Here is a 26,225-nt window from a genome sequence, read left to right as displayed (position 1 = left end):
CTCCGGGGCCGAACCTGCGTACCCCCCGCCCCGACAGCCCCACCCCGCCACCCGGCCACCTCGGCGAGGCCGGCGGGTGGCGGGTGTCTGCGGGCGGGGCGCGGCTCACCCGCCACACCACCCGGCCCGGGCCGCAGGGCCACACCCCCAACCCACGGCGGTGGTCGGCCGGGCGCGGCGGGCGCGAGGACCCCTGCTCTACTACTCTGAGTTGCGAATCCGTACCTCTACGTAAGGACTGCTGATGCCGTACTCACCGCTGCTGATCAAGCCGATGCGCGATGAGCTGACCGGGGCCGGCTTCACCGAGCTGCTGAGCGCCGAAGACGTCGACCGGGCGATGGAGGAGGCCAAGAGCGGCATGACGCTGGTCGTCTTCAACTTCGTGGACGGCTGCTCGGCCGGCATCGCCCGCCCCGGCATCCGCCAGGCCCTGGAGGGCGGCTCCAAGCGCCCCGACCGGCTGCTCAGCGTGTTCGCCGAGCAGGACCTCGAAGCGACCGCCCGGATGCGCTCCCACTTCGCGGACATCCCGCCCTCCCAGCCCTCCATCGCCCTCTTCAAGGACGGCGAGCTCGTCTACTTCGTCCCCCGTCACCGCATCGAAGGCCGCAACGCCCAGATCCTCGCCCACGACCTCACCGCCGTCTTCGACGAATACGGCCAGTAGCGCAGCTCCACCCCGCACACGCCTCCGGCCCGGGAAGCCCGGACAGCCCCTGGGCCGGAAGCATGCGGGGCCGGGACGGACGTGCCCGGCCGCCAGGCCCAGGTGAGGCCCGCCGCAGGCGCCGTGACCCCTCCGACGCCCCACCGGCCAGGAGCAGCATCAGGAGTCCGCGCCCGTCCGCCCTCCCTGGCCTCTGTGCTCCGTCCGGGAGCGGCAGTCCGGTGGGCGCCGCGCCCGGTGTCGGGGCGGAGCACCCACCGGCCGGAGGTGTGTCCTGCGCCTGGGCGGGGCGGAAGAATGGCCGGCATGGGTGTACAGCAGTGGGTGTGTCAGTTCCGGGACTGCCCGGACGTCGAGGACGTCGAGGTTCTGGTCGAGCAGGAGGGCCGGCCCATGCAGGTGGTGCGCACGCGCCCCGGGGCGGGCGGCCGGGTCGACGGGTACGTCCTGCAGCGGGCCGACATCGAGCGGCGCACCGCCCTCTACACGTGGATCCGGGCGGACGAGCGAGACCTGGTGGCCGCGGACCTGCTGGAGCTGCTGGCCGAGTGCTGCCCCGCCGAGGGCGCCCGGTGAGCGGTGGGGTGGCCGACCGTTGTGCGTCGGGGTGGGGTGTGTGTCCGGCGCTCGACGAGCAGGGTCATGCTGCAGCTGACGACGGAGGGCAGGATTGGAGTTCTTCGGCGATGTCCTGCTGGGTGAGGGGAACGACAGCGGTGGGGGCGGGACCCCGGCATCGCGCTGTGCCTCCCGCACGGCCGCGCCGCAGCCGTTCTCGTCGTCGCCGCCGTCTTCACCGCTATCTGATCCCCAGCCCGGCGGCCGGACGGCCGGGGGACGTTCGGCTGGACGAAGGCCCCGCCCGGGGTTGTCGCGCACCCTGTCGCGCCCACACCACAGAGGGAGAAGCGGGTATCCGCCCAGGTCGCACACCACACAACAGCACAGCCGGTCCGAGTCCCCACCTATGGCCAGTTGTGACGCCACGCCGGCGATGCTGGCGTGGGTCGTAGAGGCCACTCGTCCGACAGGGTGAGATCGGATCGTTCTGGAGGTTGATGTCGCGCAGCCGCAGTCGATGCGAGGGTCGATGCATGACCGGTGCGACGGGGACGACGAAGGCGCCTGGGCGCCCGTGGTGGCAGCGGTGGCCGTACTGGGTGGGCCCCGGCCACGTTGCTCTGGGCGGTGGTGTACGCCGGCTTCGGCCTGGCATGCGCGCTGAGCGGGACGCCGCTGCTCTACCTGGGCGGCGCCCCGGGGCCCTCCGCGCTGGGCTGGGCGGTCGTGGCGATGGGTTCGCTCGCGGCGCTGGCCTGTTGCGCGGTGGGCCGGTGGGGGCTGCGGCCGGCGTTGCGGGTGATGCTGTGGGCCATCTGTTTCGCCTGTCGAAGCACAGACATACACACTGCCGTCCAGGGCCATCATGCCGAAGCCCGGGTGGCCTGAGTCCATGCCGAGGAACGCCGATGCAGCACCTCGGCCCATGATGTCCCAGCGTTCCAGGAGCCGGACGCGAGTCCAGATCGCCGGTGCGTGGTAGCCGTTCAGGTGCTGTGCGGCGGCGCGGTGCGATCGGGTGCCCTGTGGAAGCTGCACGAGGAACTCGCGCCGTTCATCGACCTGATGAGTCAGTAAGGCCGTACCAGTCCGCATTGAGCCGCTCGACAAGGTGCGGGGTGTCGTACCGATGGGAGAAGCCGTCGATCACATCTTCGGCGCCCCATCCAAGGACGGAGGGCATCATGCCCTCCGGTACGGCATTGGGTATGACCTCCAGACCGGCACGCCGTAGCGGCTGGTGCACCTTGCGTTCGCGTTCCTTGGTGCCCATCGGCCGAAGGTCTACCAGGCCCGCCCCCCTTGGCCCTCTGATTTTCCGCCTTTACGTGATGTGGTGCCGGTCATCTCGGCGGCCCGGCCCATCGTGTAGGCGGGGTAGTCGTCGTCGAAGGTGTTGGGGCCGGGGTGTGGGGCCGGATGGTGGTCGTGGTCACTGCACCTCTTCTGTGTGGGGTCGGGGACGCGTGGAGGGGCCCCGGCGCCGTGGCGGCTCCGGGGCCCCGAAGGGATACATCACCATCTGCCGGCCTCGGGGCCGGCCCTTTTCAGTTCCGCACTGCCCCGGGGGCGGGGGCGTGCGGGGATCGCGTACGCGTGACCGGAAACCACCGTCCTTCATAGCTGGGGGGTCTGCGGTGTCCGCCCGGACGAACCTGCCTCACGGGCCGGGCGATCCTGATGGCGCTCTGTCCCCTCCGTTCATCCTCTGTGGGTACTTGCCCGCGTACTGCTAACTGCTCGGTACTGCTGAACTGCGAACTGCCTGGTACTGCTCTGGCGGCCTCGAAGGGTCACCGTGTCCGGCAGCCAGCCCCGTCGCCCGTCCTGCACTTTCCCTGGCTTGGAACCCCACTGCCCGGACCTCCCGGCACGCGCGCCCGCAGCCCTGGCGCCTTCACCGGGATACCGCTTCCTGCGACTGCCGGTACTGCCAACCTCGACTTCGACCTGCCGCGGTACTGCACCTGCCGCGGTACCGCTGGGTGGCGGCCCCTAATCACTGCGGGCCGCCCGGCCCGGCCGCCGGTCCCGTCGCCGTCCTGCAACCGCTCTGGCTTCAGAACCCCACCACCGTGCCGACCTGCGAACTTCTGTCCTGCTGCCCGCCAGTTCGTGTCTGTCGGGTACCGCTCGACTGCTTGCTACGAGAGAAACACTAACCACGACACCGAGCTATGTCTACTCCCGCCAGTACAGATTTTTCGCTGTTCGATGGGAAGGTAGTCTTCGGCCGAACAGCGACGGGCCGGCACGGCGACACCGACGAACGGGAGGACCGACAGGTGGAAGGGCAGCAGCCGGCAACAGGAGTGTGCGCACCCGCCCCGCATCCCCCGCGCACCCTGGCGTCACTGCTGGCCGCGCTCACCGAAGCCGTCCACGACCGCGACGAACACGTCCTGCGCCGGCTGCTCGCCCGCTTCGCCGAACAAGCCGCCCTCACAGACCTGCCCGCTCTGCGCCACGCCCTCAACCCCCCGCCCCGCCACGACAACCATCGGCCACCGGCGCCCCCGTAGCCGGCGCGGCCGCGACTCCCTCGGAAACGGAAACAGGGCCCCTGCCCGTAAGCACTGCGTACAGCACCCCCCGGTGGGGTGGTTGTCCCGGGTGGCGGGGTGTGGGGGTGGCGGGGAGCATCGGTTTCATGGTCGATACGGAGACCGCCTCGCCGTCGAGTCATGATGCGCATTACCTGGTGGCGACGGCGGGCCTGTACGGGTGGCGCGTCGGGCGGCAGCCGAACGGGCTGGTCCGGCTGACGCGCCCCGGCTGGATCCTCGCCGTCGCCTTCCACCCCCATGGCGAGTTCCGGCACGGCCGGGCGCATGGACCTGCGGTGGAGAACGAGGACATTGACCTGGTGGAGGTCCTGGAGATCCTGGAGCAGTGCGGTAACCCGGTCCTGCCCGGGTAGCCGGGCCGCCCCGCAGGTGGGGGCCTGCCCGAGGGCCGGCTCAGGGCTGGTCGCCGGTGTATCCGAGGAGCCAGACCAGTGCCCGGACCACCCCGAGGGCGAAGTCCCGCTCCACCACGCCGGCGCCTGCCCGATCGTGCACCCGCCGCAAGGCGGCCCGCTCCTCGCCGGCGAGCTGGGCAACGGTCGGCACCCGGTCCAGCGACTGCGCCCCGCTGACCGGCGCGACCGGCCGCCGGCCCGCCGCCCACTCGTAGGCGGCAAAGGCCCCCCGAAGGGGCGCAGGAACCGGCTGCGCGCTCGCCGACAGCCGGGCGATCGCCGCCTCGACCTCAGCCGCCGCCCCCACACCGACCCGTCCCCCGGCCGAACGCTCCCTGGACACGCACCCACCGTAACCGCGGCACCTCCCCTCATGAGGTGGAGCTCCCTGGGCCCCCACAGGAAAATCTCCCCCGCCCTGGCCGTGGGTCGGGCAGTGGGTACCGTGTACCAGCTCCGGACCCAGAGGCCGGCGGACACACGGGGGGCGGCAACGGCATCCGAGAGGCTTCTAGGCGCGTGCCGACGCGCCAGGATCGTGGCGGAGGACCGCGGTGATGGTGACCTGGACGGTGAGCGGCTCGACGGGGTCGAGGAGGCCGGCGGCGGTAAGGGTGGCGTGGATGTTCTCGCGGACCTGGCGGGCCACGTCCAGGCTTCGTCGGCCGGGGTGAAGGATGCAGCGGACCTCGACGTGCCAGCCTGCGCCGGTGGGCGGGCGTTCGACCCGCACCGCTGCGGGGGGACCCGCGGCGGAGCGTGGTGACACGGCAGCGGTGAGCCGGTCTGCGAGGGTGGGCTGGAGCGCGGCGACCCCGGGGTGGGCGAGAGCAGCTTCGGCGCAGGCCCGCCGGATCTCGCGCGCCTGGGCCGTCGTCATCGGGGCGTTCCTTCCTGCGGCGGGCCGGCTCGGTCGCCGGCCGGGGGCAGGAGCTCCGCGATGTGGATGTCGACGGCCACCACGCGAAGGCCCACCTGCCGGTCGGCGGCCTCCAGGACCGATGTCCGCACGCGCTCGGCCAGCGGGGGCAAGGGCCGGTGGGGATCGGCTGCCAGAGTCATGCTCGCGTGGATGGCGGTACCGCCGTCCACGGGCGTCAGCCGGCAGCTGACGGCCTGGGCTCCGGGGACGCGGTCGGCGGCCTGTCGCAGCAGCTTGGTGGCGCTGTTCTCGGTGATCCGCAGTTCGAGGGTGGGGTCGTCGAGGGGCAGGATCCGGCCCAGGTGCATCTCGGCGCGGACGGCTCGCATGATGTTCCCGGTCAGGTGGTGGCTGCTGGGCTGCTCGGTGGTTCGCAGGGCGGCGGCGGCCTGTTCCAGGGCGGCCAGACTCTGCAGGGCCTGCTGGCAGTACGGGCACCGGGCGGTATGGGCGTCAGGTGTGCTGTCGGCGTGTGCTTGCTGCCAGACCTCGGCGAGGGGGCGCCCACAGGCGAGGATCTGTTCGCGGTCGGGGCCGAGGTGTTCGGCGCCTTGCGAGGTGCCGCGGGGCTCCCCGCGTTCGGCGGCGGGTGGGTCTATCGCCATGGGGACAACTCCTGCGCCAGGGTGCGTCGCGCGCGATAGAGGCGTCCGCGCACGCTCTGTTCGCTGCTGCCGGTGATCTGCGCGATTTCGTTGTAGTGCAGACCCTGGAGTTCGCGCAGGACCCAGCAGACCCGCTGGCCTTCGTCGAGGCGGCCGAGCGCGGAGACGAGCGCGTCGGCGGCGGCGTGGGCCTCGGCGGCGCGTTCGGGCTGGGCCGAGCCAGCGGTCTGGGCGGGTTCGGGCCCGGCGTCGAGTGGGGCTGCCGGCGGCGGACGGCTGCGCAGGACACTGAAGCAGCGGTTGGTGACGATGCGGTACATCCAGGTCCGGAAGGCGGCGTCGCCCCGGAACTGCGGCAGCCTGCGCCAGGCACTGAGGAAGGCCTCCTGGACCGAGTCCTCGGCGTCGTGGCGGTTGCCCATGAGATGGCCGGCGAGCGCGAGGAGGCCGTCGACGTGGCGCTCGACGAGGGTCGCGAACGCGTCGTCGTCCCCCTCGCCGGCGCGGATCGCCAGCAGACGGTCCTCCTGCTCGGCGACGCTCTCCTGCCGCGAGGTGGACCGGACGGGCAGGCCAGGCGCCACCGCCGTGTACCGGGCGCAGGAGGCCGGACGAGGTCCACGGGCCTGCTCGTCCTCGGAGGATGCGACCGGGGGACGGGCGGTCTCGGCGGCGGTCATGACGGGCGCCGGGGCGCCGGTGGTCTTCGCATACGATCCATCCTCCTCCGCTCGTTTGTGACGCGCATCACATGTGATTGGTGTGAGGTTCTCCGCCGATCCCCGTCCAATCCTTTGACGGGCACCCCACCGACGACGCCCGCCCGGTCCGATCGAGGAGCTCGCCATGACGGACACCACCTCCAGCGCCACCGGCACCACGCGCGCGGCCGAGAGCCTCAGCCGCCCGCCGGACCGCGCGGCGGACCGCCCGCCGACGGAACGCGGACGGACCACCATCGCCGACGGCGTGGTGGAGAAGATCGCGGGCATGGCCGCCCGGGAGGTCCCCGGCGTCCACGCCCTGGGTGCCGGGATGTCGCGCACGATCGGCGCGGTCCGCGACCGCGTACCGGGCGGACGCCCGAGCGCCGGGCGCGGCGTCAAGGTCGAGGTCGGCGAACGCCAGGCGGCCGTGGACCTCGACATCGTCGTCGAGTACGGCGTCGCGATCACCGAGGTCGCCGGAGACATCCGCGAGAGCGTCATCTCCGCGGTGGAGCGCATGACCGGTCTGGAGGTCGTCGAGGTGAACATCGCCGTCGACGACGTCCACCTCCCCGACGAGGACGACGACGGCGGCACCCGGGTCGCCTAGAGCGGACACGCACCGGCGGCGGAGCGACCGCCGCGCCACAGAGATCGAGCCAAGGACAGGTGAGTGGAATGAGCACAGCCGCAGTGGGCCTGCTGGCCGGCATGGCCCTGGGTTTCGCCGGCTATTTCGGCGGCTTCTGGGCCTTCCTCCTGGTACTGGTCCTCGGGGTGGTCGGCCTCGTGGTCGGCCGTCTCCTGGAGGGCGACCTGAGCGTGGACGGTCTCCTGCACCCCCGTAGCGGGGAGCGACGCAGGTGAACACCGGCCCGGTGCCCCCGCGGGAGCGCGGCGCAACCATCGTCCCCCCACACGTCGTCACCCGCATCGCCACCCGAACAGGCCGCCAAGTCCTCGCCGAACGGACCGGCGCGAATACCGTCCCCCGGGTCTCCGCATCCGTGCACCCGGGCACGGCCCGCCTGCACCTGGACCTCTCACTGCCCTATCCGCTCGACCTCGCCCCCGCGTGCCGCGACATCCAGCGCGCGGTCGCGGACCAGGTCGGCCACCTCACCGGCCTGCGCATCACCGAAGTGACCCTGGACATCCGGCACCTGGAAGCCGGCAACGCGGAACGCGGACGCGTCCACTGACTCCGGCGACGTCTCCACCGACCACCGGAGGACACCCCCATCACCCGACCGCCCGCCCATGAGGTGAAGGCGCGATGACACAGCACCAGCAGCAACCAGCCGCCGCGAACACCGAAACACCCACCACCCGCACCCGCTCCGACAAGGCTTCCGGCCCGCTCCGAACGCCGTCACGCTGGTGGTCACGGCGACGGATCCCGGCCGCGATCGTCGCTCTCGTCCTGTCGGCGGCCTGCGGCGCGCTGCTCTTCGACACCGTACGGGTACGGACCGGACACACCGCAAGCGCCTGGCGCAAGTCCCTCACCCACGAGCTCGCCACCCGCCCGCTGAACGACCCGTGGATCCTCACCGGCGCCGCCCTATCCGCGGCACTGGGACTGTGGCTGCTCGTCATCGCGTTCACACCCGGCCACCGCCGCCTGCTCCCCCTGGCCGGGCCAGACACAGACCCCGACGCCGACGCCGACGTCATGCTCGACCGCGGCGGCGCAGCCCTGCTGCTGCGCGACGCAGCCCTGCGAACACCCGGCGTCTCCGAGGCCCGGATCCGAGTACACCGACGCCACGTCACCGCACGCACACGGATCCGATTCCGTGACCCCGAAACCGTCGAGAAAGAGCTGACGGACACCCTTGAACAGCAGATCGGCGACCTCGGCCTCGCCAACAGCCCCCGGCTCACCGTGCGGGTCCGCCCCCGATCGACCTGATCCGGCCCTCCCCCCCACCCCCCGACCACCGGCGCACCCGACAGGAGGCGAAGACGATGAAGACCCGCTCCGCACTCAACCGGACGCTGCTGGCACTGGCCGGCCTGGCCCTGCTGGGCACCGGCCTGCTCGTCCTCACCGGCGGCCTCGACCTCTACCGACGCCTGGACATCACGCCGCCCGACGGCCGGCCGTACACCACACCGGGCGACGTCCTGCTCACCGACGCCCAACGCACCCGATGGACGGGCGAGGACTGGTGGTGGCCGGCAGTCATCGCCGCCCTGGGCGTCGTGCTCGTGCTGGCCCTGTGGTGGCTCTACGCACAGCTGCGCCATCGACACCCCGGCGGCCTGCCGGTCGGCTCCCCGCCCGTAGCCGGAGTGCGGCTCAACGACCACGCCCTGGCCCAAGCCCTGGCGGAGGACTGCTCCCGCCTGCCCGGCGTGAAGGACGCGGATGCACACCTCACCGGGTCCGCGGGCAGCCCCCGCGCCCACATCACTCTCACCCTCGACCCGCACACCTCCCCCCGCGCCGTGAGCGAAACCCTGCACGACGGGCCCCTGCTTCGTGTCCGCCGCGCCACCGGCCGCCACGACCTCTCCACCCGGGCCGTCCTACGCGTCGCTCCCCACCGCCCCCACCGTGCCGACTGACCCACCGCTCGGCAGGGCCACCGCTCTCTTTTGCACGTCGCCCGCTGGACCTGACCCGCCGTCACCCGCTCCGCGCCACCACCTCCCTCGGCTGATACCGATCACATCCGGAGACACCCATGAAGAAGGCGCACCACAAGACCCACGCATCGATGGAGGACGGCGAGGCCAGCCGCTTCGCCGGCGCCGACCAACACGGCTGGTCGCCCGACATCGACGCCGAAGAGCAGCATGACAACGACAGCGCCCACCGCTCCTTCCACCCCGACACCTACGCCCCTGAACCCGGCCCCGGCCGGACCGTGTCCAAGCAGGAGGAGCAGGACGTGCCGGGCGACACCGTCGAAAGCACCGGCCGGCGCGCCGAGGACACCGCCAGGAAGCACCCTGACAAGCACACCTCCGACACCGGCCCTCAAGGCCCCTCCCAACGACCCAGCGGCAGCCGCACCGCGAGCGCCCACACCGGCGTCGACCCCCAGGAACCCTCCGGCCCCACCTCCGCACACTGACCCGTCACCCGCCCCGCCCCCTCGCCGACCGCGCGGCCAAGGCGCCCGACAGGCGCACCGGCACGGTCGACGCCCGAGCCCAGTGCCTCACCCGAGGCCCCACGGACCCACCACCAGCCCACCAGCCCACCAGCCCACCAGCCCACCAGCCACAAAGCGTGCGGCCAGGATCGAGGCCCCCGCCCCGAGTCGGGACAACCCCCACCGAGGGCGACATGCTCCCACCCCGAACCGACGCACCAGCACCGGGGGGACCGCGTAAGGAGACACGCACATGGTCGTCCTCGGAGTCATCCTCCTCATCATCGGCCTCGTCGCCGGCATCAATTTCCTGTGGACCATCGGCATCATTCTCGTCGCCGTCGGAGTCGTCCTCTGGGTGATGGGAGCCCTCGGCCACGCGGTCGGCGGTCGGACCCACTACTGGTGAGACAACCCACGCCCACCCGGCCCGACTCCGGCAACCCACCGCCGGCGCCGGGCCGGCGCACCAAGCAGAGGGCCCGCCCCCAGACCCCCAGGAAATCCCGGCTCAGGAAGCCGTCCAACCCCGAGACCGGTCCCAATACGCTTGCCGCCAAGCGGACACCGATGTGCCGACTGACGGTCCGAGCAGCACCGGATCACCCGCCCCGGCGGCAACCGTGGCGCCCTGCGCGGAGGCCTTCACGGCCTGGACCGTGTCGGCGGCCGGCTCGCGAAGTTCGTCGCGGACGTCCTGCGCGGCCTCGAAGGCGGCCTGCTTGCCGGGCTCCAGCAGGTGCCCGTGCTCGCGCAACTTCGCAACGCCCTGTTGCTCAACCTCGCTGGCGGACAGTAGGGCGGCTGCCAGCAGGCCCGCGCCGAAGGCCACGATGCCGACGGCCATCGGGCTGCCCTTCGTCTTCGTCTGCTTGCGAAGGTGGGCCGGTGGGCGTCGGCGATCTGGGCGGCGGTGTCCCTGGGATATCGGCGAGGCGCTCGGCGGTATCAGCGACGGCGGCGGCCGCGCGGTGTGTCGAAACGCTGGCGTCTTGCGTCGCACCACCCGATCAACCCGCGACAGTGAGGCTTCGCCATCTTCGAACGTGCTGGTCAGAGGGCTGGTGTGGCGGGCTGTAGGGGTACTCATGCTGGTGGTGGGCGGGAGTCTGGCGTGTAGATCGTCTGGCGGTGAGGTCTTTGCCGATTCCGCTCTGTCGCTGTCGGTGTGACTCCTACGCTCCGGCTCATGGTGGATCCCGATGTGCTGAGGAAGATCGTCGTGCGCCGAGCCGAGCTGAACGAGTTGGAGGAACAGTTGGTCAAACAGCTCGATCAGGTGCGGGCCGAGCAGGAGGAACTCGCGGTCGCCGAGAGGGTGATCGCGAGGATTGCCGAGCAGTTCGCCGCCGCGGACGCGACTGCGGCCGTGCCGGCTGAAGCGCAGGTCGCGGGCCGTGCGGTGCTGCTGATTCCGCATCGCGGGCCCGGCATGGCCCAGGACGCGCTGCCGCCGGACTACCAGCGGATCATGGCCGTGGTGCAGGACACGGGCGGGCCGGTGTCGACCAGGCAGGTCGGCCAGGAGCTGGGGCTGGAGGTGACAGCGCGGGGCAAACTGGAGCCGCTGCGGGGGAAGCTGTCCAAGCTCGCCGCGCGCGGATGGCTACGCAAACTGCCCGACGGCAGGTTCACCACACGCCTGTGACCGGCCAGGCCGTGGACCACGGGGCGTAACTTGATGGCCTCCGGCGGTCGTTGAGTTTGTGTGACGAAAATCAACGAGCCCGCCGAGGGCGTCTCCCTTGTCTACCAGTGCCACCTGAATCTGTCCACGAGCACCATCACCTACCTCGCCGACCTGCTGCGATCGCACCTGAAAGCGATTCGCTCGCCGTTTCGGTCACTGCCGCCGGGCCGCATCGCGGTGCTCGTGCTGGCGATGCTGCGACACGATCAGCGCCTGCTGAACCTGGCCCACGGCAACGGGGTCCCCGAGTCCACCCTGCGGCGATGGCGCGACGAGATGCTCGACCTGCTCGCCGCACGGGCCCCACGCCTGGACCGGGCACTTCGCCAGATAGCCGCGCAGGGCGGGGAGGTCGTGCTCATCGACGGCACCCTGATCCCCACCCAGCGTCGTACCGGGAAGGCCAACCGCCCCAACTACTCCGGCTGTGATGATGGTCGTGTCGCTCCGGCCGCGCCTGACTCGTACTCTGGCTGGCTGCTTGTGCCTTGTGTTTGATCTGTCGGCACGGCCGGAGCGGCGCGTACCGGCACCGGCCGGCGGAGCGTGTCCCGATAGGGGCCTTGGCCTAGCCTCGCGCTTTCATGAGCGGCTCGTCCAAACCTTGATCAAATAAACGGAGAGTGCTTCTGACCTGCAACGATGGGACTTGTCTAGGGTCCTGTCCGCTGCAAGGAAAGAAGCACTCTCCAGGTGAAGAAGCTTATCGGGTCCTACCCGCGCGTCCGCGTCCAGGGCGACGGCGGTGCGGTGGTCTCGCAGGCCGGCGGGGTGCTGCTGGTGGAGACCGTGCGCAAGACCGGGTTGGACACAGCGATATCGGCGGCGCTGGCGCCGTGGCGCAAACAGCGTGCGGTGCACGACCCGGGCAAGGTGCTGCTGGACCTGGCCCTGGCGATGGCGCTGGGCGGGGACTGCCTGTCGGACGTGGCCGTGCTGCGTGCCGAACCGCAGGTGTTCGGGCTGGTGGCCTCCGACCCCACCGTCTCGCGCCTGGTGGAGACCCTGGCCGCGGCCGGGCCCCACGCGCTGACCGCGATCCGCCGGGCCAGGGCCGAGGTCCGCGAACGGGTCTGGAAGCTTGCCGGGGCCGATGCCCCCGACGCCGGAGGGCAGGTGATCGTGGACATCGACGGAGTGCTGGTGCTGGCGCACTCCGAGAAGCAGGACGCGACCGCGACCTGGAAGCGGACCTTCGGACACCACCCGCTGGTCGCGTTCGTCGACCACGGAGCGGGTGGTTCCGGGAACCGGTGGCCGCACTGCTGCGGCCGGGCAACGCCGGCAGCAACACCGCCGCCGACCACATCACCACCACCCAGCTCGCCCTGGCCCAACTTCCCAAGCGCCACCGGCGTGGACGCCGCACCCTGATCCGCACCGACTCCGCAGGAGGCACCCACGACTTCCTGAACTGGCTGACCACACGCGGCCGGTGGCTGTCCTACTCGGTCGGGATGACGATCACCGACGCGGTCCACCAGGCCGTGCTCCATGTCCCGGCCCCGGCCTGGACGCCCGCGGTCGAACCCGACGGCCAGGTCCGCGACGGCGCCTGGGTCGCCGAACTCGCGGGCGACGTCCTCAACGGCTGGCCGAAGGGAATACGGCTGATCGTCCGCAAGGAACGACCGCACCCCGGAGCCCAGTTGAGGTTCACCGACGCCGACGGGATGCGCCTGACCTGCTTCGCCACCAACACCCCCGGAACCGCGATCGCAGCCCTGGAACTGCGGCACCGCCAGCGCGCCCGCGCCGAGGACCGCATCCGCGCCGCCCGCGACACCGGCCTGCGCAATCTCCCCCTGCACCACACCGCCCAAAATCAGCTCTGGCTGGAGATCGTCCAACTCGCCCTGGACCTCCTCGCCTGGATGCCCACGCTCGCCCTCACCGGCCGAACCCGCAGATGGGAACCCAAGCGCATGCGGCTGCGACTGTTCTCCGCCGCCGCCCGCCTGGTCACCACCGGCCGCCGCCGCATCCTCCGCCTGGCCAACCACTGGCCCTGGACCGACGTGATCACTACCGCGTTCAGCAGGCTGCAAGCACTACCGAACCCTGGCTGACCAGCGACAACGACCCACCCCGACGAGCAGCCGAACACCTCCGGAACCGTGGAATCCGACGCGCACCCGACGCGACAGTCGGGCCCTCGGCCTACCCACCACTACCCACACAAGCCGAAACGGCCCGCCGACCACGCCAACGGACCGTCATGAAAAATCGAGGCTAGAAGGCACCGTCACAGTCCTGACCGCTCCACCGACCGACGCTGGCCATCGGCACTGCGTCGTCGAACAGGAGCACCGTGACCACCCTCAGCATGCCCGCCGCATTCCGTACCGTCCAAGCCGCCGAGGCCGCCTCGCCGCGTTCGGTGGTGCTCGGTGTCGACACCCACAAGGACGTGCATGTCGCCGCCGTCCTGGACCACCTGGGCGGGCTGCTGGACACCGGGGAGTTCCCGGCCACCGGGACCGGCTACCGCCAACTTTTCAACTGGACATGTCAGTTCGGAACCGTGCTGCGAGCCGGGGTGGAGTGCACCGGATCCTATGGTGCTGGCCTCGCCCGCTACCTCGCGACCCAGCAGGTGCCGGTGGTGGAGGTCAACCAGCCAGACCGATCCGCCCGGCGTCGCCGCGGCAAGACCGACGCCGTCGACGCCGAGTCCGCCGCCCGGGCCGCGCTGTCGGGCACCGCACGGGCGTTGCCGAAGAGCGGCGACGGGCAGGTGGAGGTGCTGCGCATGCTCCGGTTGGCGAAGAACTCCGCGGTCAAGGCCCGAACCCAGGCGCTCAACCAGCTCAAGGCTGTACTGATCAACGCCCCATCCGCCCTGCGCGAGGCTCTGGAACCGCTCTCGACGGCGGTACTCGTCCGCCGTTGCGCGGAGCTGACCGACCCCTGCGACGGCAACCCGGCAGCTGACACGGCAGTCTTCACACTTCGACTGCTCGCACAACGCGTCTTGCGGCTTCGACAGGAGGTCACCGAGCTCGGGCGGCGCATGACCGCAGCGGTCCAGGCCAGCGCGCCGAGCCTGCTGGAGCAGTTCGGGATCGGCCCGGACAGCGCTGCGGCCCTGCTGATCACCGCCGGCGACAACCCTGAGCGACTGAGTAGCGAGGCATCCTTCGCCGCACTGTGCGGTGCCAGCCCTGTCGAGAAGTCCTCGGGAAAGACCCGGCGCCGTCGACTCAACCGGGGAGGGGACCGACAGGCCAACGCCGCGCTGCACCGCATCGTGGTCACCCGCATGCGCCAGGACGAGCGCACCCGCACCTACCTGGAACGACGCACCGCTGAGGGGCGAGGAAAGCGCGAGATAATGCGCTGCCTGAAGCGCTACGTGGCCCGCGAGGTCTACGCGCTGATACGCGCCGATATGATCATGAGCCACGAGTGCCCTGATGATCCATCAACCCTCACGACTGCGGCTTGACGAACATAGGGGCATCAAGCACCACCGTCACGGCCTGCACTTCCTCGCCCTGACCGACGAACGAGGCAAGCTGGTCTGGATCTCCGCCGCCCGCCCCGGCCGCACCCACGACGCCACCGCCGCCCGCCGCGACAAGATCGTCGAACACCTCAAGGCAGCAGGCCTCGGCGCGCTCGCCGACCTCGGCTTCATCGGCGTCGACAAGCCAAAGAACCCCGACGACCAGGTCATCGTCACCGGCTACAAGGCCACCCGGGCCCGCAAGCTCACTGCCGGCCACAAGCAGGCCAACCAGATCCTGGCCGCCGCCCGCGCCCCGGTCGAACACGCCTTCGCGAACCTGAAGGCCTGGCGGACCCTCACCAAGCTCCGCACCGACCCTGCCCGCGCCACCGCCCTCCTGCGCGCCCTGCTCGTCCTGACCAACCTCGAAGTCAACCGCTGACGACACGCTGACGAACGATCAAGAACCCAGACTCCCGCCCAAGAATCAAACCGGCACCGACAGCGAAGCCGACGCCGTCCGCCGCTCCCGCCGGTATGCCCCGGGCGGGGCGCCGAAGTGCCGCTTGAAGGCCTTCGCGAACGCGAATTCCGAGGTGTAGCCGGCGTTCTCGGCCACGGCGCTCAGCGAGTCGACCGTCTCGCGCAGCATCCGCGCCGCGATGGCCATCCGCCATGTCGTCAGGTAGCTGAGCGGCGGCTCGCCGACCACCGTGGTGAACCGCCGGGCGAACGCGGCACGCGACAGCCCGGCCCGGCTCCCCAGCGATTCGACGGTCCACGGATACGCCGGGTCGTCATGGATCGCCTTCAGCGCCGGGGCGATCAACGGGTCGTTCAGCGCCGAGGCCCAGCCCTGCGTCTGCTCCCTGGGCAACTCGGCGTACCAGGACCGCAGGATGTAGAGAAGCAGCAGATCGACGAGCGCCGTGACCACGGAGTCCGAACCCGGCTGCGGCTGGTGGATCTCGGCGCAGAGCTGGTCGACCGCCGAGCGCAGCGCCGGACGGCGACCGGGGCTGGCCGGGAGGTGGATGACCTCCGGGAGGTCGCCGAGCAGCGGATGCGGCCGGTCGATGTCGAGGTGGTAGGTCCCGCACACCAGCACGCTGCGAGCGCCGTCGCCTTCAACGGTGAAACACCCGAGCGGCGAGGAGGTGTCGACGCGGTTGGGTTCGAAGGCGACGAGCTCGCTGGTGACCGCGTCACAGATGGCGTGATCGGTGCCGCGCCGCAGGAACACGACGTCGCCGGGGCCCAGGGCGATCGGATCACCGGTGACCGGCAGGAGAATGCAGTGTCCTTCGACGACGACGTGGAATCCGGCTCCTGCGATGGGCTGGAAGCGCACACCCCACGGCGCCTGCGCGTCGGTACGGACAACAGACGGACGCCCGGTGCGCAGGGCCGCGAGCGTGTCGCTGAGTATGTCCATGAACTCACCGTACCGTGCTGCGATCGAGACGATCGGACAGTGAATCGAGACCCAAGGCCATTCGTTGTCTCGGTTGTGACACGTAGCGTCCTCGTCATGAACAACACAGCATTCACCCAGCGCATCGTCGTCATAGGTGGTACCTCCGGCATCGGATTCGCCGTTGCGCAGGCCGCGGCGACTCAGGGCTCGAACGTGGTCGTCGCCTCCAGCAGCCAGGGCCGGGTCGACCTGGCGGTGAAGAAGCTCGGCGGCCCGGCCGAAGGCATCCTGCTGGACGTCGCCGACGATGCCGCGCTCGCCGCCTTCTTCGACCGGATCGGTGAGTTCGACCACCTCGTCTACACGGCGGGCGAGTCCCTGCTGCTGAAGCCGCTCGCCGACCTCACCGCCGAGGGGTCCCGAGCGTTCTTCGAGCGCCGCTTCTGGGGCGCCCTGCTCGCCGCGAAGTACGCGACGCCGAAGCTCCGTCCCGGCGGCTCGATCACCTTCACCTCCGGCGCCTTCGCCACCCGGCCCGTCCCCGGAGCCTCGCTCGGTGCAAGCATCACAGCGGCCGTCGAGGGTCTGACGCTGGCCCTGGCCCTGGAACTCGCCCCGCTGCGGGTCAACGCGGTCCGCCTCGGCGCGATCCGCACCGAGCTTTGGGACAGCACCGTGCCCGAGCCGGAGGCCTTCCTCCAAGCGCAAGGCAGCGGCCTTCCCGTGCAGCGCGTCGGCAGCCCCGAGGAGGCTGCGGCGGCCTACCTCTACCTCCTGAGCAACGGCTATGCGACCGGCACGGTGCTCACCCTCGACGGCGGAGCCGCACTGGCCTGACATCGGCTGCTGTCGGACCGACAAGCCCGGTCCGACAGCCTCGGGCGCCACCCCCGGCATGTTCTGCCGGAGAATAGGAGCCACACGGACAGGGACAGAGCCCCGCAAAGACCCCCCTGCCAACGATCTACACGCCAGACTGCCGCCCACCACCAGCACGAGTACGCCAGCAGCCCGTCACGCCAGCCCCGCTGACCAGCACGTTCGAAGATGGCGAAGCTTCAGTGTTGTCGACGCACCCGCGACGTCCCGCCCAGGTCCGGTGCGGGCCCAGACCGCGGCACGCCTCGGCCCTTCGGCTGGACTCATCGAGTGCCGGGGCACAGCTGGGTGGCGGCCCGGCCGATGGCACGGGCGTTGGGCTTGGTGAGGGCACACCCGCGTGCAAAGGGCGGCGCCGAAGCGGATGCCGTCGATGTCGAAGGTCAGCGGGTTGGTGCCCGGGTGTAGAGGTAGGACAGCTCGGTGTTCGACAGGAACCGCTTGTCGTACCGGGCGACCAGGCGGCCCTGGTCGGAGACGACGTAGAGGTCGTTGTGGGGCCGGTTCGGTGCGGTGAGCGGGTGGAGGGAGCCGAACACCGTCCACAGGGCGAGCTCACCGGCCAGGGCGGCGACGGCGACCGCTTCCTCCCGCAGGACAGCCCACCGGCGCGGCTCCAGTCGGCCGACCTCATGGACCCGTCCGGCCGCTCGGCGACCACGTGCTTGCCCGGGTAGACGAGCGCGCCCTCGGGGAACTAGCACCAACCGCGCCCCCGCCTCGGCGGCCTCCCGCATCAGCGCCCGGATCTCCCGTCCTGCCGCACGCAGCTGGTCGACGTCCGCCGGGTCCTCCGGCACCGTGCTCTGGGCCACGGCCAACCGCAACATGCTCACCAGCGATCAACGAGGGGCCGGCCGGGCGGGTGCGGCCCGCCCGGGGAGGGGAAGTCCGGCCGGGCCTGAGCTTTCTCTTCCTGCTGCCCTCGGCGGGCGCGCAGGTCGGCGCGGACGGTCTTGCCGAACGGCTCCGACACGAGTGCCGTGACACATGGGCTCGCCGCCGACTATTTGAGAAGTCTGAAGCCCGGTTGAGCAGCCCATGCACGCAAGAATGTCGCCGCGCCGCACGCGATCGGCCCCGGGCCGTCCGTCATCGCGAGCACACCCGGAAGTCCGTCCACGATTGCAACCTGCTCATCCAGTAGCTCAGCGTTGGCAACGCCGCCGACCACGTCCATGATGGCAGCCGTCAGCAGGGCCGTGGTGAGATGATCGATCGGTCTGTTGCATCCGGCGATGACGTCTACTGCGTGGGTCGGGCTGAAGCCGATGAGGGGTTCGAGATCGGGGCCGTCCGCGTGCTCGCCTTCGAAAGTCTCCTCGTCCCCGATCCCGGGCCCCATGGCACAGACCAGGAACGGGCGCCGTCCGTCAACGCCACCAGGAACCGGGATTCCGAGCTGGTCAGCTCGCACGTGCATGTCGTAGTAGCCAGGACGCTTCTCGTCGAGCCCTGCTGCACAGCCCGCCAGGAAGCCGCGGAGTCGCTGAACGACTGCGGCCGGAAGCGCCTCGGCCAACTCAATCACCAACACTGGACCAGCCATGGCGGAAGCCTAGCCAGCCGAGCAGCCGGGCCCGGTCGTCGGCCTGGACGGGCGCGTCGCGCGGTGGTTCAGAGAGCGGGCGGTACAGCGGACGACGATCGGTGATCATGGCCGCGGGTCTTCCAGCCCGACGATCCGAGAACTGCCGGACCGTCAGCGAGACCCCGGCGCGCCGGAGGGTGATGTGCGGGTCAGTACATGCGTTCGGCCCCAGCCGCGCGGGCCCGGAGGGTGGCGGCCTGTTCGTGCTCGCCGCGGTCTGCAAGGATCTCCGCCCGGTACTCCATGGCGTACGCGTCGCCCAGGTCTCCGGCGATGGTGAAGGCGCGCAGGGCCTCCGAGGTGTAGCCGCGTGCGCCGAAGGCGACTCCGACCGCGGTGATCGGAAAGGCCAGGTCCTGGGCATATATGCGGCGGGTCCAGCGCTCGATCGTCAGCCGGTCGTCCCGCTCGAAGGCCAGCCTGACCAGGCCGAGCATGGCATCGACGTCGCCGAGGGTAGCGGCCTGCTCCCAGATGAGCCGCGCCTGGTGGGGGTTGCCTGCCGTCTGGTGCAGCGCGCCGAGGTTGAAGCCGGCGATCACATTCCCGGCTTCCCAGGCCTTGGTGTACCAGTGCAGCGCCCCGGTCTGGTCACCCGCTGAGTGCAACGCCGTCCCGTAGTTGGCCATCGCCACCGGGAGACCGCGCTCGGCGGCTGCCCGGACAGCCGCCAACGACTCGGGAGTGGCCTGCCCATCGTCATCGAGGTCGATCTCGGGTCCGACGGCCGCGGCGTCGTCGGTCCCCTCGACCGGCGAACCCGTAAGCGGCCCTGCAAGCAGGGCGCCGTCCTTGCGCGCGGAAAGGTGAACGCGGAAAAATCTCATTCGGATGATCTTGCCAGAGATCCCAAGCGGTCACGACGGGGCTACGTGCCTGCTGACCGACAACGCTGCAAAACCTGGCCACTTGGCCCGCACAGTTGGCCAACTGACGTGCAAAGCCACACTTCGCCGTGGACGGACCCGGAGGTTGCTTCAGAGGTTGCTCCGGGTTGGTGGCCTCGGTGGGATGTTCTGGCTGGTCAGGGTGCGGGACAACCGGGGTGCGGGAGGGCCGACCACTTCTCAGGGACGTAGTGCCCGCTCGGGTTCCGTACGCCCATGGTGTTGGTGGAGTCGGACAAATCCGCTGAGTACGGCATCCGTTCCATGCCCCGCCGCCATCATGCACACGACACGCAGGTCAGCCCGAACAACTCCGCACCCACGAACGGGCGGCACCAGATGATCCAGAAGTGGACGTACCGCCCTCTAACGTCTACTCAACTCCAGGCCAGGAAGACGCTTGGCTGGGACACCCCAGCCAAGCGCTTTTTCGAGCCGCCTGAAGACGATCCCAACCCCCGCCGCGTTGGGACGAGTTGTTGAATCCACCTGTTCGGGGGCGGGGCGTCGTGCGTACCGATCGGGGCGGGGTCAGTCCTTGCCGGGCACCGCCAGGATGCAGAGCAGGGAGCAGGCCACCGCCGCGGACGGGGCGGTGGTGGTGGGGGTGGTGCCGGCGGGCGCGTTCGCGGCGACGAAGCTCGCGGAGGCGGTGTTCTTCAGCGGGAGCGCCAGCAGCAGGGAGTCGCAGTAGACGGCGCGGCTGGTGCCGGCCGCGAGGGCGAAGGTGCCGGCGGCCTGCCGGCAGGCGGGCGTGCTGGCGTCGTTGACGGTGACGGACGCGGCGTCGACCGGTCCGGCGTTGCTGACGGTGATCCGCCAGTGCGCAGTGCCGAGCAGGCCCAGCAGGCCCACGGGGCTGGTCTTGGCCCAGGGCCCGGGGCCTCCGGGCAGACAGTCGTGGGAGTTGGCGGAACCGCAGATCTCCTTCTCCACGGTGACCCGGGGCTGGCAGCCGGTGCCGGGCGCGACCGCGGTGGTGACGGTGTTGGAGGTGAGCGCGCCGTTCGCGTCGCTACCGTTCGCGGTGTTGGTGACGGCGGTGGCGGTGCAGGCGGCCGCGACGGTGGTGCGGAAGCAGACCTGCGGCCCGTCACCCCGGTACTCGACGACCAGGGAGGGGTGGTTGCCGTTGGTGAAGTCCGTGGAGGTGGTCAGCACCAGCTGCGCGGTGACGGTGAGGGCCGGGTGCGCGATGACGGAGATGCCGGACAGGTCGACCGTGCCGTCCGCGCCGAGCGCCGGGGTCGCGACGGGCGTGCCGTCGGGGTCGGTGACCAGGACCCGGGACGCCGACAGGGTGATGTGCGAGAGGTCGATGTCGGTCAGCCGGACCTTGTCGTAGCCCTGGACGTGGCCGGTCGCGCCGTCGCAGTAGAAGTCGCCGGGTTCGAGGGTGACCGAGGCGCCGCTGTGCACGCAGGGGCTGGCGCCGGTCGTCGGGTCGAGCGAGAACAGCACGCCGGCGTCGCCGAGGCCGATCAGGCAACGGGTCGTGGAGTCGTAGCTGTAGCCGTAGTCGCGGGTGTCGCCGCCGTGGGCGCTCGGGTGCCCGGCCGGGAGCGGGAAGCCCGCGCAGGGGCCGCCGGTGGCCCAGTCGTGGCAGACGGTCGCGCCGGCCACGCCGCCGCCCCAGATCGGGAAGTAGCTGCGGGTGCCGGTATCGGTGGTGACGGTCTCGGGGTTGAAGGTCAGCACGTTGCCGGCCAGCGCGCCGAGGCTGCTCGGCGCGGCGTGCACGGAGCCGTCCAGGCCGTAGCAGGTGGTCAGGACGTTGGCGCCGCCGACGGTGCTGGTGCAGACGCCGTCGGGGTGCCCGGCGGTGTCGTACGCGGTGTAGGCGTTGTAGGTGTAGTAGTTGGCGTTCGGCCCGGCGGGGTGCTGGGTGTCCCAGCCCGCACAGGTGGTGCGGGCGGCGGTGTCGAAGCAGCCGAGCGCGGGCGGCCCGGGGACGGTGGAGGTGCCGGCCTGCGGCGAGCTGGAGACGAAGACCTTGTCGCCGACCGCGGTGAGCGCGCCGAAATAGAGCGCGGTGGGCGTGCTCGGCAGGTCACGGTTGCCGGGGGCGACGGGCGCGTACGGTTGGTCGGCGCACGGGGTGCGGGTGGCGAGCGCCAGGCAGAGCACCCGGCCGTTGCTGGCGACGCCGTACAGGTTGTCGCCGGAACGCACCAGGCCCGCGAGGTTGTTGACGCTGCTGGGCGAGCCGCCGGTGGGCGTGAGGGCGGTGAAGCCGCAGTTCGCCTGCGCGTCGAGGTCCAGGCAGCCCACGCCGACCGCGGCGGCGGTGACGGCGGGGTACAGCACCTGGTTCGGGTGCGCGGGGTCGAACACGTACTGCGGGGTGAGCGGACTGCCGATGTCACCGGTGGCGCCGCTGCCGAGCGGGCCGACGGCGGCGTTCAGCGGGCGCGGCCAGGGGCCGCCGGTGCAGGGCTGACCGACCGTCAGGCTGAGGCAGACCACCTGCGGGGCGGTACTCGCGGCGTGGTGGTAGATGTTCCAGGACTGGATCTCGCCGGACGCCGTCCGGTGCAGGATCGGGGTGTACCCGTCGCCGCCGGTGGACTGCGCGGTCGGCTGGACGGGGGCGAGCAGCAGCGGGGAGACGCCGGTGCCGACGCCGCGCAGCACCGGGTTCTCGGCTCGGACGGCGGTGGTCGCGGTGCCGGTGTCGGTGGCGCCGAACGTGCTGCCGTCGGTCGACCAGGACGGCGTCCACCCGGGCGGGACCTTCAGCGAACCGGGCACGTACGTCTGGGAGTTGCCCGCGCCCGCGATCGGGTCGGTGACGACGGCGGGCGCGGCGGCACCGCCGGAGGTGCCGCCGCGGTAGGTGACGGCCCAGTTCAGGGCGTCGCCGTGCTCGGCGATGGCGGCGCCCGGGTGGGTGGCGTTCTGCACGGTCTTCACCAGCGCGGACGCCCCGACGGCGGTGTCGGCCGGGCTGGCGCCGGCCTCGGGGGCGACGCCCCCCAGGCCCAGCAGCAGGAGCGCGGAGGTGACGACGACGGCCGTGGCGGCGCCAAGCGGACGGCGGCCGGTGCGGCGGCTTCGGGCGGTGATCGGCATGGGCGGACGCGGGCTTCTCAGCACTGGTTCTCCACCTCTGATCGGCAGTCGGACTGACAGGTCGTCAGGCCGGTCCGTCGATCAGGGTAAAGGTGCGGTAAGTATGGGCCGGACCTACTTTTGCATATTGGTCACATCATGAACGAATATGACTCGATATCTTTCCCTCCGACCGTCCGCACCGATCCCCAAGGCCGATCGTCCTCGAACATTACTTCGATAGCCGCCCGCCCTTGGGCCGCTGGCGTACGACGCCCGCTGCCCGCGCCGCCACCACCGTCGGGTGACGTCACTCAGCCAGGCGAGTGACAGCGGCGACCGCCGACTGCTACCCGGGCGGGCCGGTGTTCCAGGATCGGTGCCGTCGCCGTCTACAGCGGATTGTGTGCCAACTGTGTCAGTGCCGTGTTATCGGTTCGACCACGTCTGTTCGGGGAGTCCGTCGCATGCGTTCACGAGTCATCGCCCTCATGGCCGACGCCATCGCGGCCACTTCGGCGCTCGCGCAGCCCGCCCACGCCGCCCCGCTCATCGACGGGGTCTACCGGTTCGCGGCCCTCACGGACGGCAGGTGCCTGGTCTGGCCCGAGCTGCACGGACCTGTCGGCACAGTGTCACTGGGGTACTGCACGGACAGCACGTACACCTCGGCTACACCTCGGCGAACTGGCAGGTACAGCAAGGGCCCAACGTAACGATGAACGTCTCCGTGCCGAACTCGGCCCCGCGCGGCTGCATGGGGTTGACGGACGACCACAAAGTGGGGATCGGCGACAACTGCGATCGGTACGCCGAATGGACCGTCCTCTACGGCTCCGCCGGGCCCGGCAGCACGGTGTGGGCCGACATCGAGCACACCCCCGGCCGGCGGCACGCAGGCCGTGGTGGGCGTCGGCGAGGGCCTGGCCGCCGAGCTGGTGCTGCCCCACCGGGGCCGGTGACGGCGGCAAGGGCGGCGACCTGAAGGCCGGCGGCAACGGTGGACGGCACGGCTGCGTCGTGGTCGCCTACTGAAGCACCGGGAAGCCGGCCGGCGGGACCGCGGGCCACACGAAGGCGGCGGTTCACCGGCCGGCGGGTGGCCACCTTGGCCCGCACCTCCACGCCCGGCCTGGCCTCCGTCGGGCCGGGCGTGCCCGTGGCGGGCGCGGATCGTTGACCAAACGTCCCAACACAGCCCCGGCCCGTCCCCCATCGAGAGGGCTGGCCGCCACCGAGGACCGAACGGCAATGAGCGAAGCGAAGATCACAGACCTGACGGTCGAGGGCACCGACGACGGTGTCCGGGTGACGGTGGTCGTGGAAGGCCCCCGCCCCGACGTCGCCGACCTGCAACTGCTCGTGGACGGCAAGCAGGTCACCCTGCTGCTGGGGCCTCTCGCCCTCACGCCCCAACCCTCGCCCCAGGTCGACGTGAATCCCCTCATCCAGCTCGGGACAGCAGGACGCACGGGAACGGCCCACCATCGCGCGGGGGCGCAACACCGCTGGAAACGGCCGTGGCGCTGTCAGGGACGTGCCGGACGCACTTGCCGCCACGCATCCTCGCCGACGTCGAGCCACCTGATCAGCCTCAGCGGCAGTCGCACGCCGCACGGCCCGCACGGTGCACCGGCCGACGAGCGCCTCGTTCCGTGGCATGTCGCGCATCCGGGATCACTTGCCGCCACCATGTCGCCACCGGCTACCCTCACCACGATGTGCCTCCTTACGTCCTGCCTGAGCCACCGACCACTGCCCGACCCGCCCCTTCGGAGGCGAACGGCACACGCAGTTCGGATGCCGTCCCCGGCCCTCGTCGCAAGCGCCGCCGGACAATGACACTAGGTTGCCTACGGACGATCCCCCAGTCGCAGCGCTAATGCACCGCTTCTCTGCGCGGCGCCGACGTCGGGAAGCAGCAACCCGTTCCTGCGGCTGACAACACCCGGGCCGACGGTCGACAACGACGATCTGTGCGGGGCCCCGGCGAGCGGCGGGCGACCAAGGACTCCGCGGTCTGCTCCAGCAGTTCGATCGTGGGCACGAACGCCAGCGCCGAACCCTTCACGGCGACGCGGCAGCAGGCGGCGATGAGGGTCTTGCCGGAGCCGGCAGGGCCTCGCGAAGGGCGGCTGCGTAGGAGCGGAGCCTGTCGGTGACCACCACCGGCGGCACCGCGGTCTCTCCTTGAGGAGCCGGCGCAAGAAACGGATGGCCGCGGCCTTGTCGCGGCGGCCGGTCACCAGGATGTCCAGGACCTCGCCGTTCTGGTCGACCGCGCGCCACAGGTATTTCTGCTCGCCGTTGACCTTGATGAAGACCTCGTCGAGGTGCCGCTTGTCGCCGGTCCGGGGCCGTCGGCGGCGCAGGTCGTTCGCGTAGGTCTGCCCGAACCCCAGGCACCAACGGCGGACCGTCTCGTAGGAGAGGACCACACCGCGCTCGAGCATCAGCTCCTCCACCGCGCGGAAGCTGAGCGGAAACCTGAAGTACAGCCCCACGCAGTACGAGATGACCTCCACCGGCTATCGGCGACCCCTGTACGACGACGCGCCTCCAAGGCAAGACCCTCCCGGGCATGATCAACCCGAAGATCATTCCATGCCGATCAGCCAACGTGACAGTGCCCTTGGAGAGAGAAGCACCCCGGGGACTACTGGATCACGATGCGCGCCGACCGGCTCACTCGACCGCCACATGGTGCGCGGACATCGGGAAGTTCCGGCGGTAGCGGTCCGGGGTGGTGGCCAGACGGCGGGAGAAGACGCGGTGGAGGGTCTCGCCGTGTCTGTACCCGACCGTCCTGGCGATGGCGCCGATGGTCAGGACTGTCGTCTCGAGTAGGCGGCAGGCCGCTTCGAGGCGGAGGCTCTCGACGAGGTCTGCCGGGGTGCTGCCGGTTTCGGCTCGGAAGGCGCGGGCGAAGTTCCGCTCGCTCATTCCCGCCCGGCACGCCAGGGCAGCCACGCTCAGGTCCTGGTCGAGGTGGTCGGGCAGCCAGTCCTGGACGGACCGGATGGCCGGGGTCCGTGCGTTCTGGGCGCGCAGCTGGGCGCTGAACTGGGTCTGGCCGCCGGGCCTTCGGGTGAAGACGACGAACCTGCGGGCGATGGACTGCGCCAGTTCGGCTCCATGGTCGTACTCGACGAGGGCCAGCGCGAGATCGATGCTGGCGGTCACTCCTGCCGAGGTCCACCGATTGCGGTCGTGCACGTAGATCCGGTCCGGTTCGACCCGCACCCGCGGGTAGCGCTCGGCAAGCTGCCGGGTCGCACCCCAGTGCGTCGTCGCGCGGTACCCGTCGAGCAGCCCGGCCGCGGCCAGCAGCATCGAGCCGGAGCACACCGCGGCGACGCGCTGCGAAACCCCGGCGAGCACAGGGAGCTCCCGGACCACCTCCTGCGACGTCGGCAGGTCGAAGGCCCCGAAGCCGCCGATCACGATCATCGTGTCGATGTCCGGTTCGCCGAGGGCGGCTTCCCGAAGCGAGTGCTCGACGTGGATCCTCAACCCGCCGTCGGCGGTGACTGCCCCCGCCCGCGGAGCTGCCGTCACCAGCCGGTAGGCCGTGCTTCCCAACACGGTGTTCGCCGCGTTGAAGACGTCCATCGGACCGGCCAGTTCAGTCAGCTGAATACCGTCGTACACCACGAAAACGACGGTGCGGGGTGAGACCATGCCACCATCATCGCCGCGAGCACGGGCCGTTGTAATCCACCTAC

The 26,225-nt window shown here is 70.9% G+C and carries 30 protein-coding genes and 2 pseudogenes; 18 read left to right on the top strand and 14 right to left on the bottom strand.

All coding sequences use genetic code 11. The features are described 5' to 3' along the window. Positions 1-244: 244 nt before the first annotated feature. Positions 245-670, top strand: a complete 426-nt coding sequence (locus OG823_RS33945) for a BrxA/BrxB family bacilliredoxin (protein ID WP_371484227.1) — start codon at positions 245-247, stop codon at positions 668-670. A gap of 306 nt (positions 671-976) precedes the next feature. Beyond that, positions 977-1,246: a hypothetical protein gene (locus tag OG823_RS33940; protein WP_371484225.1), complete on the top strand. Its 270-nt coding sequence runs from the start codon at positions 977-979 to the stop codon at positions 1,244-1,246. A 665-nt stretch (positions 1,247-1,911) separates the two neighbouring features. Here the strand turns inward: OG823_RS33940 and OG823_RS33935 are convergent. Both OG823_RS33935 and OG823_RS33930 read right to left on the bottom strand, forming a co-directional pair. Then, a complete protein-coding gene (locus OG823_RS33935) occupies positions 1,912-2,046 on the bottom strand; it encodes a hypothetical protein (protein ID WP_371484223.1) in 135 nt (44 codons plus the stop codon). A gap of 239 nt (positions 2,047-2,285) precedes the next feature. After that, the gene (locus tag OG823_RS33930) at positions 2,286-2,504 is read right to left on the bottom strand and encodes a hypothetical protein (RefSeq protein WP_371484221.1); all 219 of its coding nucleotides are present in this window, start codon (positions 2,502-2,504) and stop codon (positions 2,286-2,288) included. Positions 2,505-3,516: 1,012 nt separating this feature from the next. Here OG823_RS33930 and OG823_RS33925 point away from each other — a divergent pair. After that, positions 3,517-3,753, top strand: coding sequence for a hypothetical protein (locus tag OG823_RS33925; protein WP_371484219.1), 237 nt, complete (start codon positions 3,517-3,519; stop codon positions 3,751-3,753). 128 nt (positions 3,754-3,881) lie between these two features. Next, entirely contained in the window at positions 3,882-4,151 is a 270-nt protein-coding gene (locus tag OG823_RS33920; RefSeq protein WP_371484217.1) for a hypothetical protein, read from the top strand. Positions 4,152-4,191: 40 nt separating this feature from the next. On the opposite strand, the gene OG823_RS33915 is transcribed toward OG823_RS33920, so the two are convergent. The 4 genes from OG823_RS33915 to OG823_RS33900 all read right to left on the bottom strand — a co-directional run bounded on the left by OG823_RS33915 (position 4,192) and on the right by OG823_RS33900 (position 6,400). After that, positions 4,192-4,536, bottom strand: coding sequence for a hypothetical protein (locus OG823_RS33915; protein WP_371484216.1), 345 nt, complete (start codon positions 4,534-4,536; stop codon positions 4,192-4,194). A gap of 168 nt (positions 4,537-4,704) precedes the next feature. Beyond that, complete coding sequence (locus tag OG823_RS33910) at positions 4,705-5,073, bottom strand: hypothetical protein (protein ID WP_371484214.1); 369 nt, start codon at positions 5,071-5,073, stop codon at positions 4,705-4,707. After that, complete coding sequence (locus tag OG823_RS33905; protein WP_371484212.1) at positions 5,070-5,720, bottom strand: hypothetical protein; 651 nt, start codon at positions 5,718-5,720, stop codon at positions 5,070-5,072. Before OG823_RS33905 ends, OG823_RS33910 begins: the two co-directional genes overlap by 4 nt. Next, positions 5,711-6,400 carry an RNA polymerase sigma factor gene (locus OG823_RS33900; RefSeq protein ID WP_371484211.1) on the bottom strand — a complete coding sequence of 230 codons (690 nt, stop codon included), beginning with the start codon at positions 6,398-6,400 and terminating at the stop codon, positions 5,711-5,713. Before OG823_RS33900 ends, OG823_RS33905 begins: the two co-directional genes overlap by 10 nt. Before the next feature lie 166 nt (positions 6,401-6,566). Here OG823_RS33900 and OG823_RS33895 point away from each other — a divergent pair, with 166 nt between their 5' ends. The 7 genes from OG823_RS33895 (at position 6,567) to OG823_RS33865 (ending at position 9,943) form a co-directional block, all read left to right on the top strand. After that, complete coding sequence (locus OG823_RS33895) at positions 6,567-7,037, top strand: Asp23/Gls24 family envelope stress response protein (RefSeq protein ID WP_371484210.1); 471 nt, start codon at positions 6,567-6,569, stop codon at positions 7,035-7,037. 68 nt (positions 7,038-7,105) lie between these two features. Continuing rightward, positions 7,106-7,294, top strand: a complete 189-nt coding sequence (locus tag OG823_RS33890) for a hypothetical protein (RefSeq protein ID WP_371484209.1) — start codon at positions 7,106-7,108, stop codon at positions 7,292-7,294. Continuing rightward, complete coding sequence (locus OG823_RS33885; protein ID WP_371484207.1) at positions 7,291-7,629, top strand: Asp23/Gls24 family envelope stress response protein; 339 nt, start codon at positions 7,291-7,293, stop codon at positions 7,627-7,629. Before OG823_RS33890 ends, OG823_RS33885 begins: the two co-directional genes overlap by 4 nt. 74 nt (positions 7,630-7,703) lie before the next feature. Beyond that, entirely contained in the window at positions 7,704-8,342 is a 639-nt protein-coding gene (locus tag OG823_RS33880) for a DUF6286 domain-containing protein (RefSeq protein ID WP_371484206.1), read from the top strand. Positions 8,343-8,398: 56 nt separating this feature from the next. Then, a complete protein-coding gene (locus tag OG823_RS33875) occupies positions 8,399-9,001 on the top strand; it encodes an alkaline shock response membrane anchor protein AmaP (protein WP_371484204.1) in 603 nt (200 codons plus the stop codon). 119 nt (positions 9,002-9,120) lie between these two features. Beyond that, entirely contained in the window at positions 9,121-9,513 is a 393-nt protein-coding gene (locus OG823_RS33870) for a hypothetical protein (protein ID WP_371484202.1), read from the top strand. Between the two features lie 274 nt (positions 9,514-9,787). Further along, positions 9,788-9,943, top strand: coding sequence for a DUF6131 family protein (locus OG823_RS33865; protein ID WP_371484200.1), 156 nt, complete (start codon positions 9,788-9,790; stop codon positions 9,941-9,943). 102 nt (positions 9,944-10,045) lie between these two features. On the opposite strand, the gene OG823_RS33860 is transcribed toward OG823_RS33865, so the two are convergent. After that, positions 10,046-10,381 (bottom strand): hypothetical protein, encoded by a 336-nt coding sequence (locus tag OG823_RS33860; protein ID WP_371484199.1) that lies wholly within the window; start codon positions 10,379-10,381, stop codon positions 10,046-10,048. 342 nt (positions 10,382-10,723) lie between these two features. Here OG823_RS33860 and OG823_RS33855 point away from each other — a divergent pair, with 342 nt between their 5' ends. From OG823_RS33855 to OG823_RS33835, 5 genes and pseudogenes are all read left to right on the top strand, one after another. After that, positions 10,724-11,182, top strand: coding sequence for a hypothetical protein (locus tag OG823_RS33855; protein WP_371484198.1), 459 nt, complete (start codon positions 10,724-10,726; stop codon positions 11,180-11,182). A 60-nt stretch (positions 11,183-11,242) separates the two neighbouring features. After that, positions 11,243-11,722 (top strand): hypothetical protein, encoded by a 480-nt coding sequence (locus OG823_RS33850; protein WP_371484197.1) that lies wholly within the window; start codon positions 11,243-11,245, stop codon positions 11,720-11,722. A 195-nt stretch (positions 11,723-11,917) separates the two neighbouring features. Beyond that, a pseudogene (locus OG823_RS33845) lies at positions 11,918-13,293 on the top strand (IS1380 family transposase). Between the two features lie 257 nt (positions 13,294-13,550). Next, positions 13,551-14,672, top strand: a complete 1,122-nt coding sequence (locus OG823_RS33840; RefSeq protein WP_371484750.1) for an IS110 family transposase — start codon at positions 13,551-13,553, stop codon at positions 14,670-14,672. Continuing rightward, positions 14,641-15,117 carry a transposase family protein gene (locus OG823_RS33835; RefSeq protein WP_371484196.1) on the top strand — a complete coding sequence of 159 codons (477 nt, stop codon included), beginning with the start codon at positions 14,641-14,643 and terminating at the stop codon, positions 15,115-15,117. The genes OG823_RS33840 and OG823_RS33835 overlap by 32 nt, the downstream gene beginning before the upstream one ends. A gap of 45 nt (positions 15,118-15,162) precedes the next feature. Here the strand turns inward: OG823_RS33835 and OG823_RS33830 are convergent, their stop codons facing one another. Next, positions 15,163-16,110 (bottom strand): AraC family transcriptional regulator, encoded by a 948-nt coding sequence (locus OG823_RS33830; protein WP_371484195.1) that lies wholly within the window; start codon positions 16,108-16,110, stop codon positions 15,163-15,165. A 96-nt stretch (positions 16,111-16,206) separates the two neighbouring features. On the opposite strand from OG823_RS33830, the gene OG823_RS33825 reads away from it, so the two are divergent. Next, positions 16,207-16,929 (top strand): SDR family oxidoreductase, encoded by a 723-nt coding sequence (locus OG823_RS33825; protein ID WP_371484194.1) that lies wholly within the window; start codon positions 16,207-16,209, stop codon positions 16,927-16,929. Between the two features lie 425 nt (positions 16,930-17,354). Here the strand turns inward: OG823_RS33825 and OG823_RS33820 are convergent, their stop codons facing one another. The 4 genes from OG823_RS33820 to OG823_RS33805 form a co-directional block, all read right to left on the bottom strand. Next, complete coding sequence (locus tag OG823_RS33820) at positions 17,355-17,786, bottom strand: hypothetical protein (RefSeq protein ID WP_371484192.1); 432 nt, start codon at positions 17,784-17,786, stop codon at positions 17,355-17,357. A 191-nt stretch (positions 17,787-17,977) separates the two neighbouring features. Then, positions 17,978-18,520, bottom strand: coding sequence for a DUF6368 family protein (locus tag OG823_RS33815; protein ID WP_371484190.1), 543 nt, complete (start codon positions 18,518-18,520; stop codon positions 17,978-17,980). Positions 18,521-18,711: 191 nt separating this feature from the next. Continuing rightward, on the bottom strand, positions 18,712-19,389 hold the full coding sequence (locus OG823_RS33810; RefSeq protein WP_371484188.1) for a hypothetical protein: 678 nt from the start codon (positions 19,387-19,389) through the stop codon (positions 18,712-18,714). A 591-nt stretch (positions 19,390-19,980) separates the two neighbouring features. Beyond that, complete coding sequence (locus tag OG823_RS33805) at positions 19,981-22,521, bottom strand: hypothetical protein (RefSeq protein ID WP_371484186.1); 2,541 nt, start codon at positions 22,519-22,521, stop codon at positions 19,981-19,983. A 1,230-nt stretch (positions 22,522-23,751) separates the two neighbouring features. On the opposite strand from OG823_RS33805, the gene OG823_RS33800 reads away from it, so the two are divergent. Next, positions 23,752-24,342 carry a hypothetical protein gene (locus tag OG823_RS33800; RefSeq protein ID WP_371484185.1) on the top strand — a complete coding sequence of 197 codons (591 nt, stop codon included), beginning with the start codon at positions 23,752-23,754 and terminating at the stop codon, positions 24,340-24,342. 267 nt (positions 24,343-24,609) lie between these two features. On the opposite strand, the pseudogene OG823_RS33795 reads toward OG823_RS33800, so the two are convergent. Together OG823_RS33795 and OG823_RS33790 are read right to left on the bottom strand one after the other, a co-directional pair. Continuing rightward, positions 24,610-25,025 (bottom strand): annotated as a pseudogene (locus tag OG823_RS33795) (IS6 family transposase); the annotation flags it as partial. A 160-nt stretch (positions 25,026-25,185) separates the two neighbouring features. Then, on the bottom strand, positions 25,186-26,181 hold the full coding sequence (locus tag OG823_RS33790) for a GlxA family transcriptional regulator (protein WP_371484183.1): 996 nt from the start codon (positions 26,179-26,181) through the stop codon (positions 25,186-25,188). Positions 26,182-26,225: the final 44 nt, after the last annotated feature.

It is taken from the genome of Kitasatospora sp. NBC_00315 (assembly GCF_041435095.1).
Taxonomy (GTDB): Bacteria; Actinomycetota; Actinomycetes; order Streptomycetales; family Streptomycetaceae; genus Kitasatospora.
This window is presented reverse-complemented; position numbering and strand designations above follow the sequence as displayed.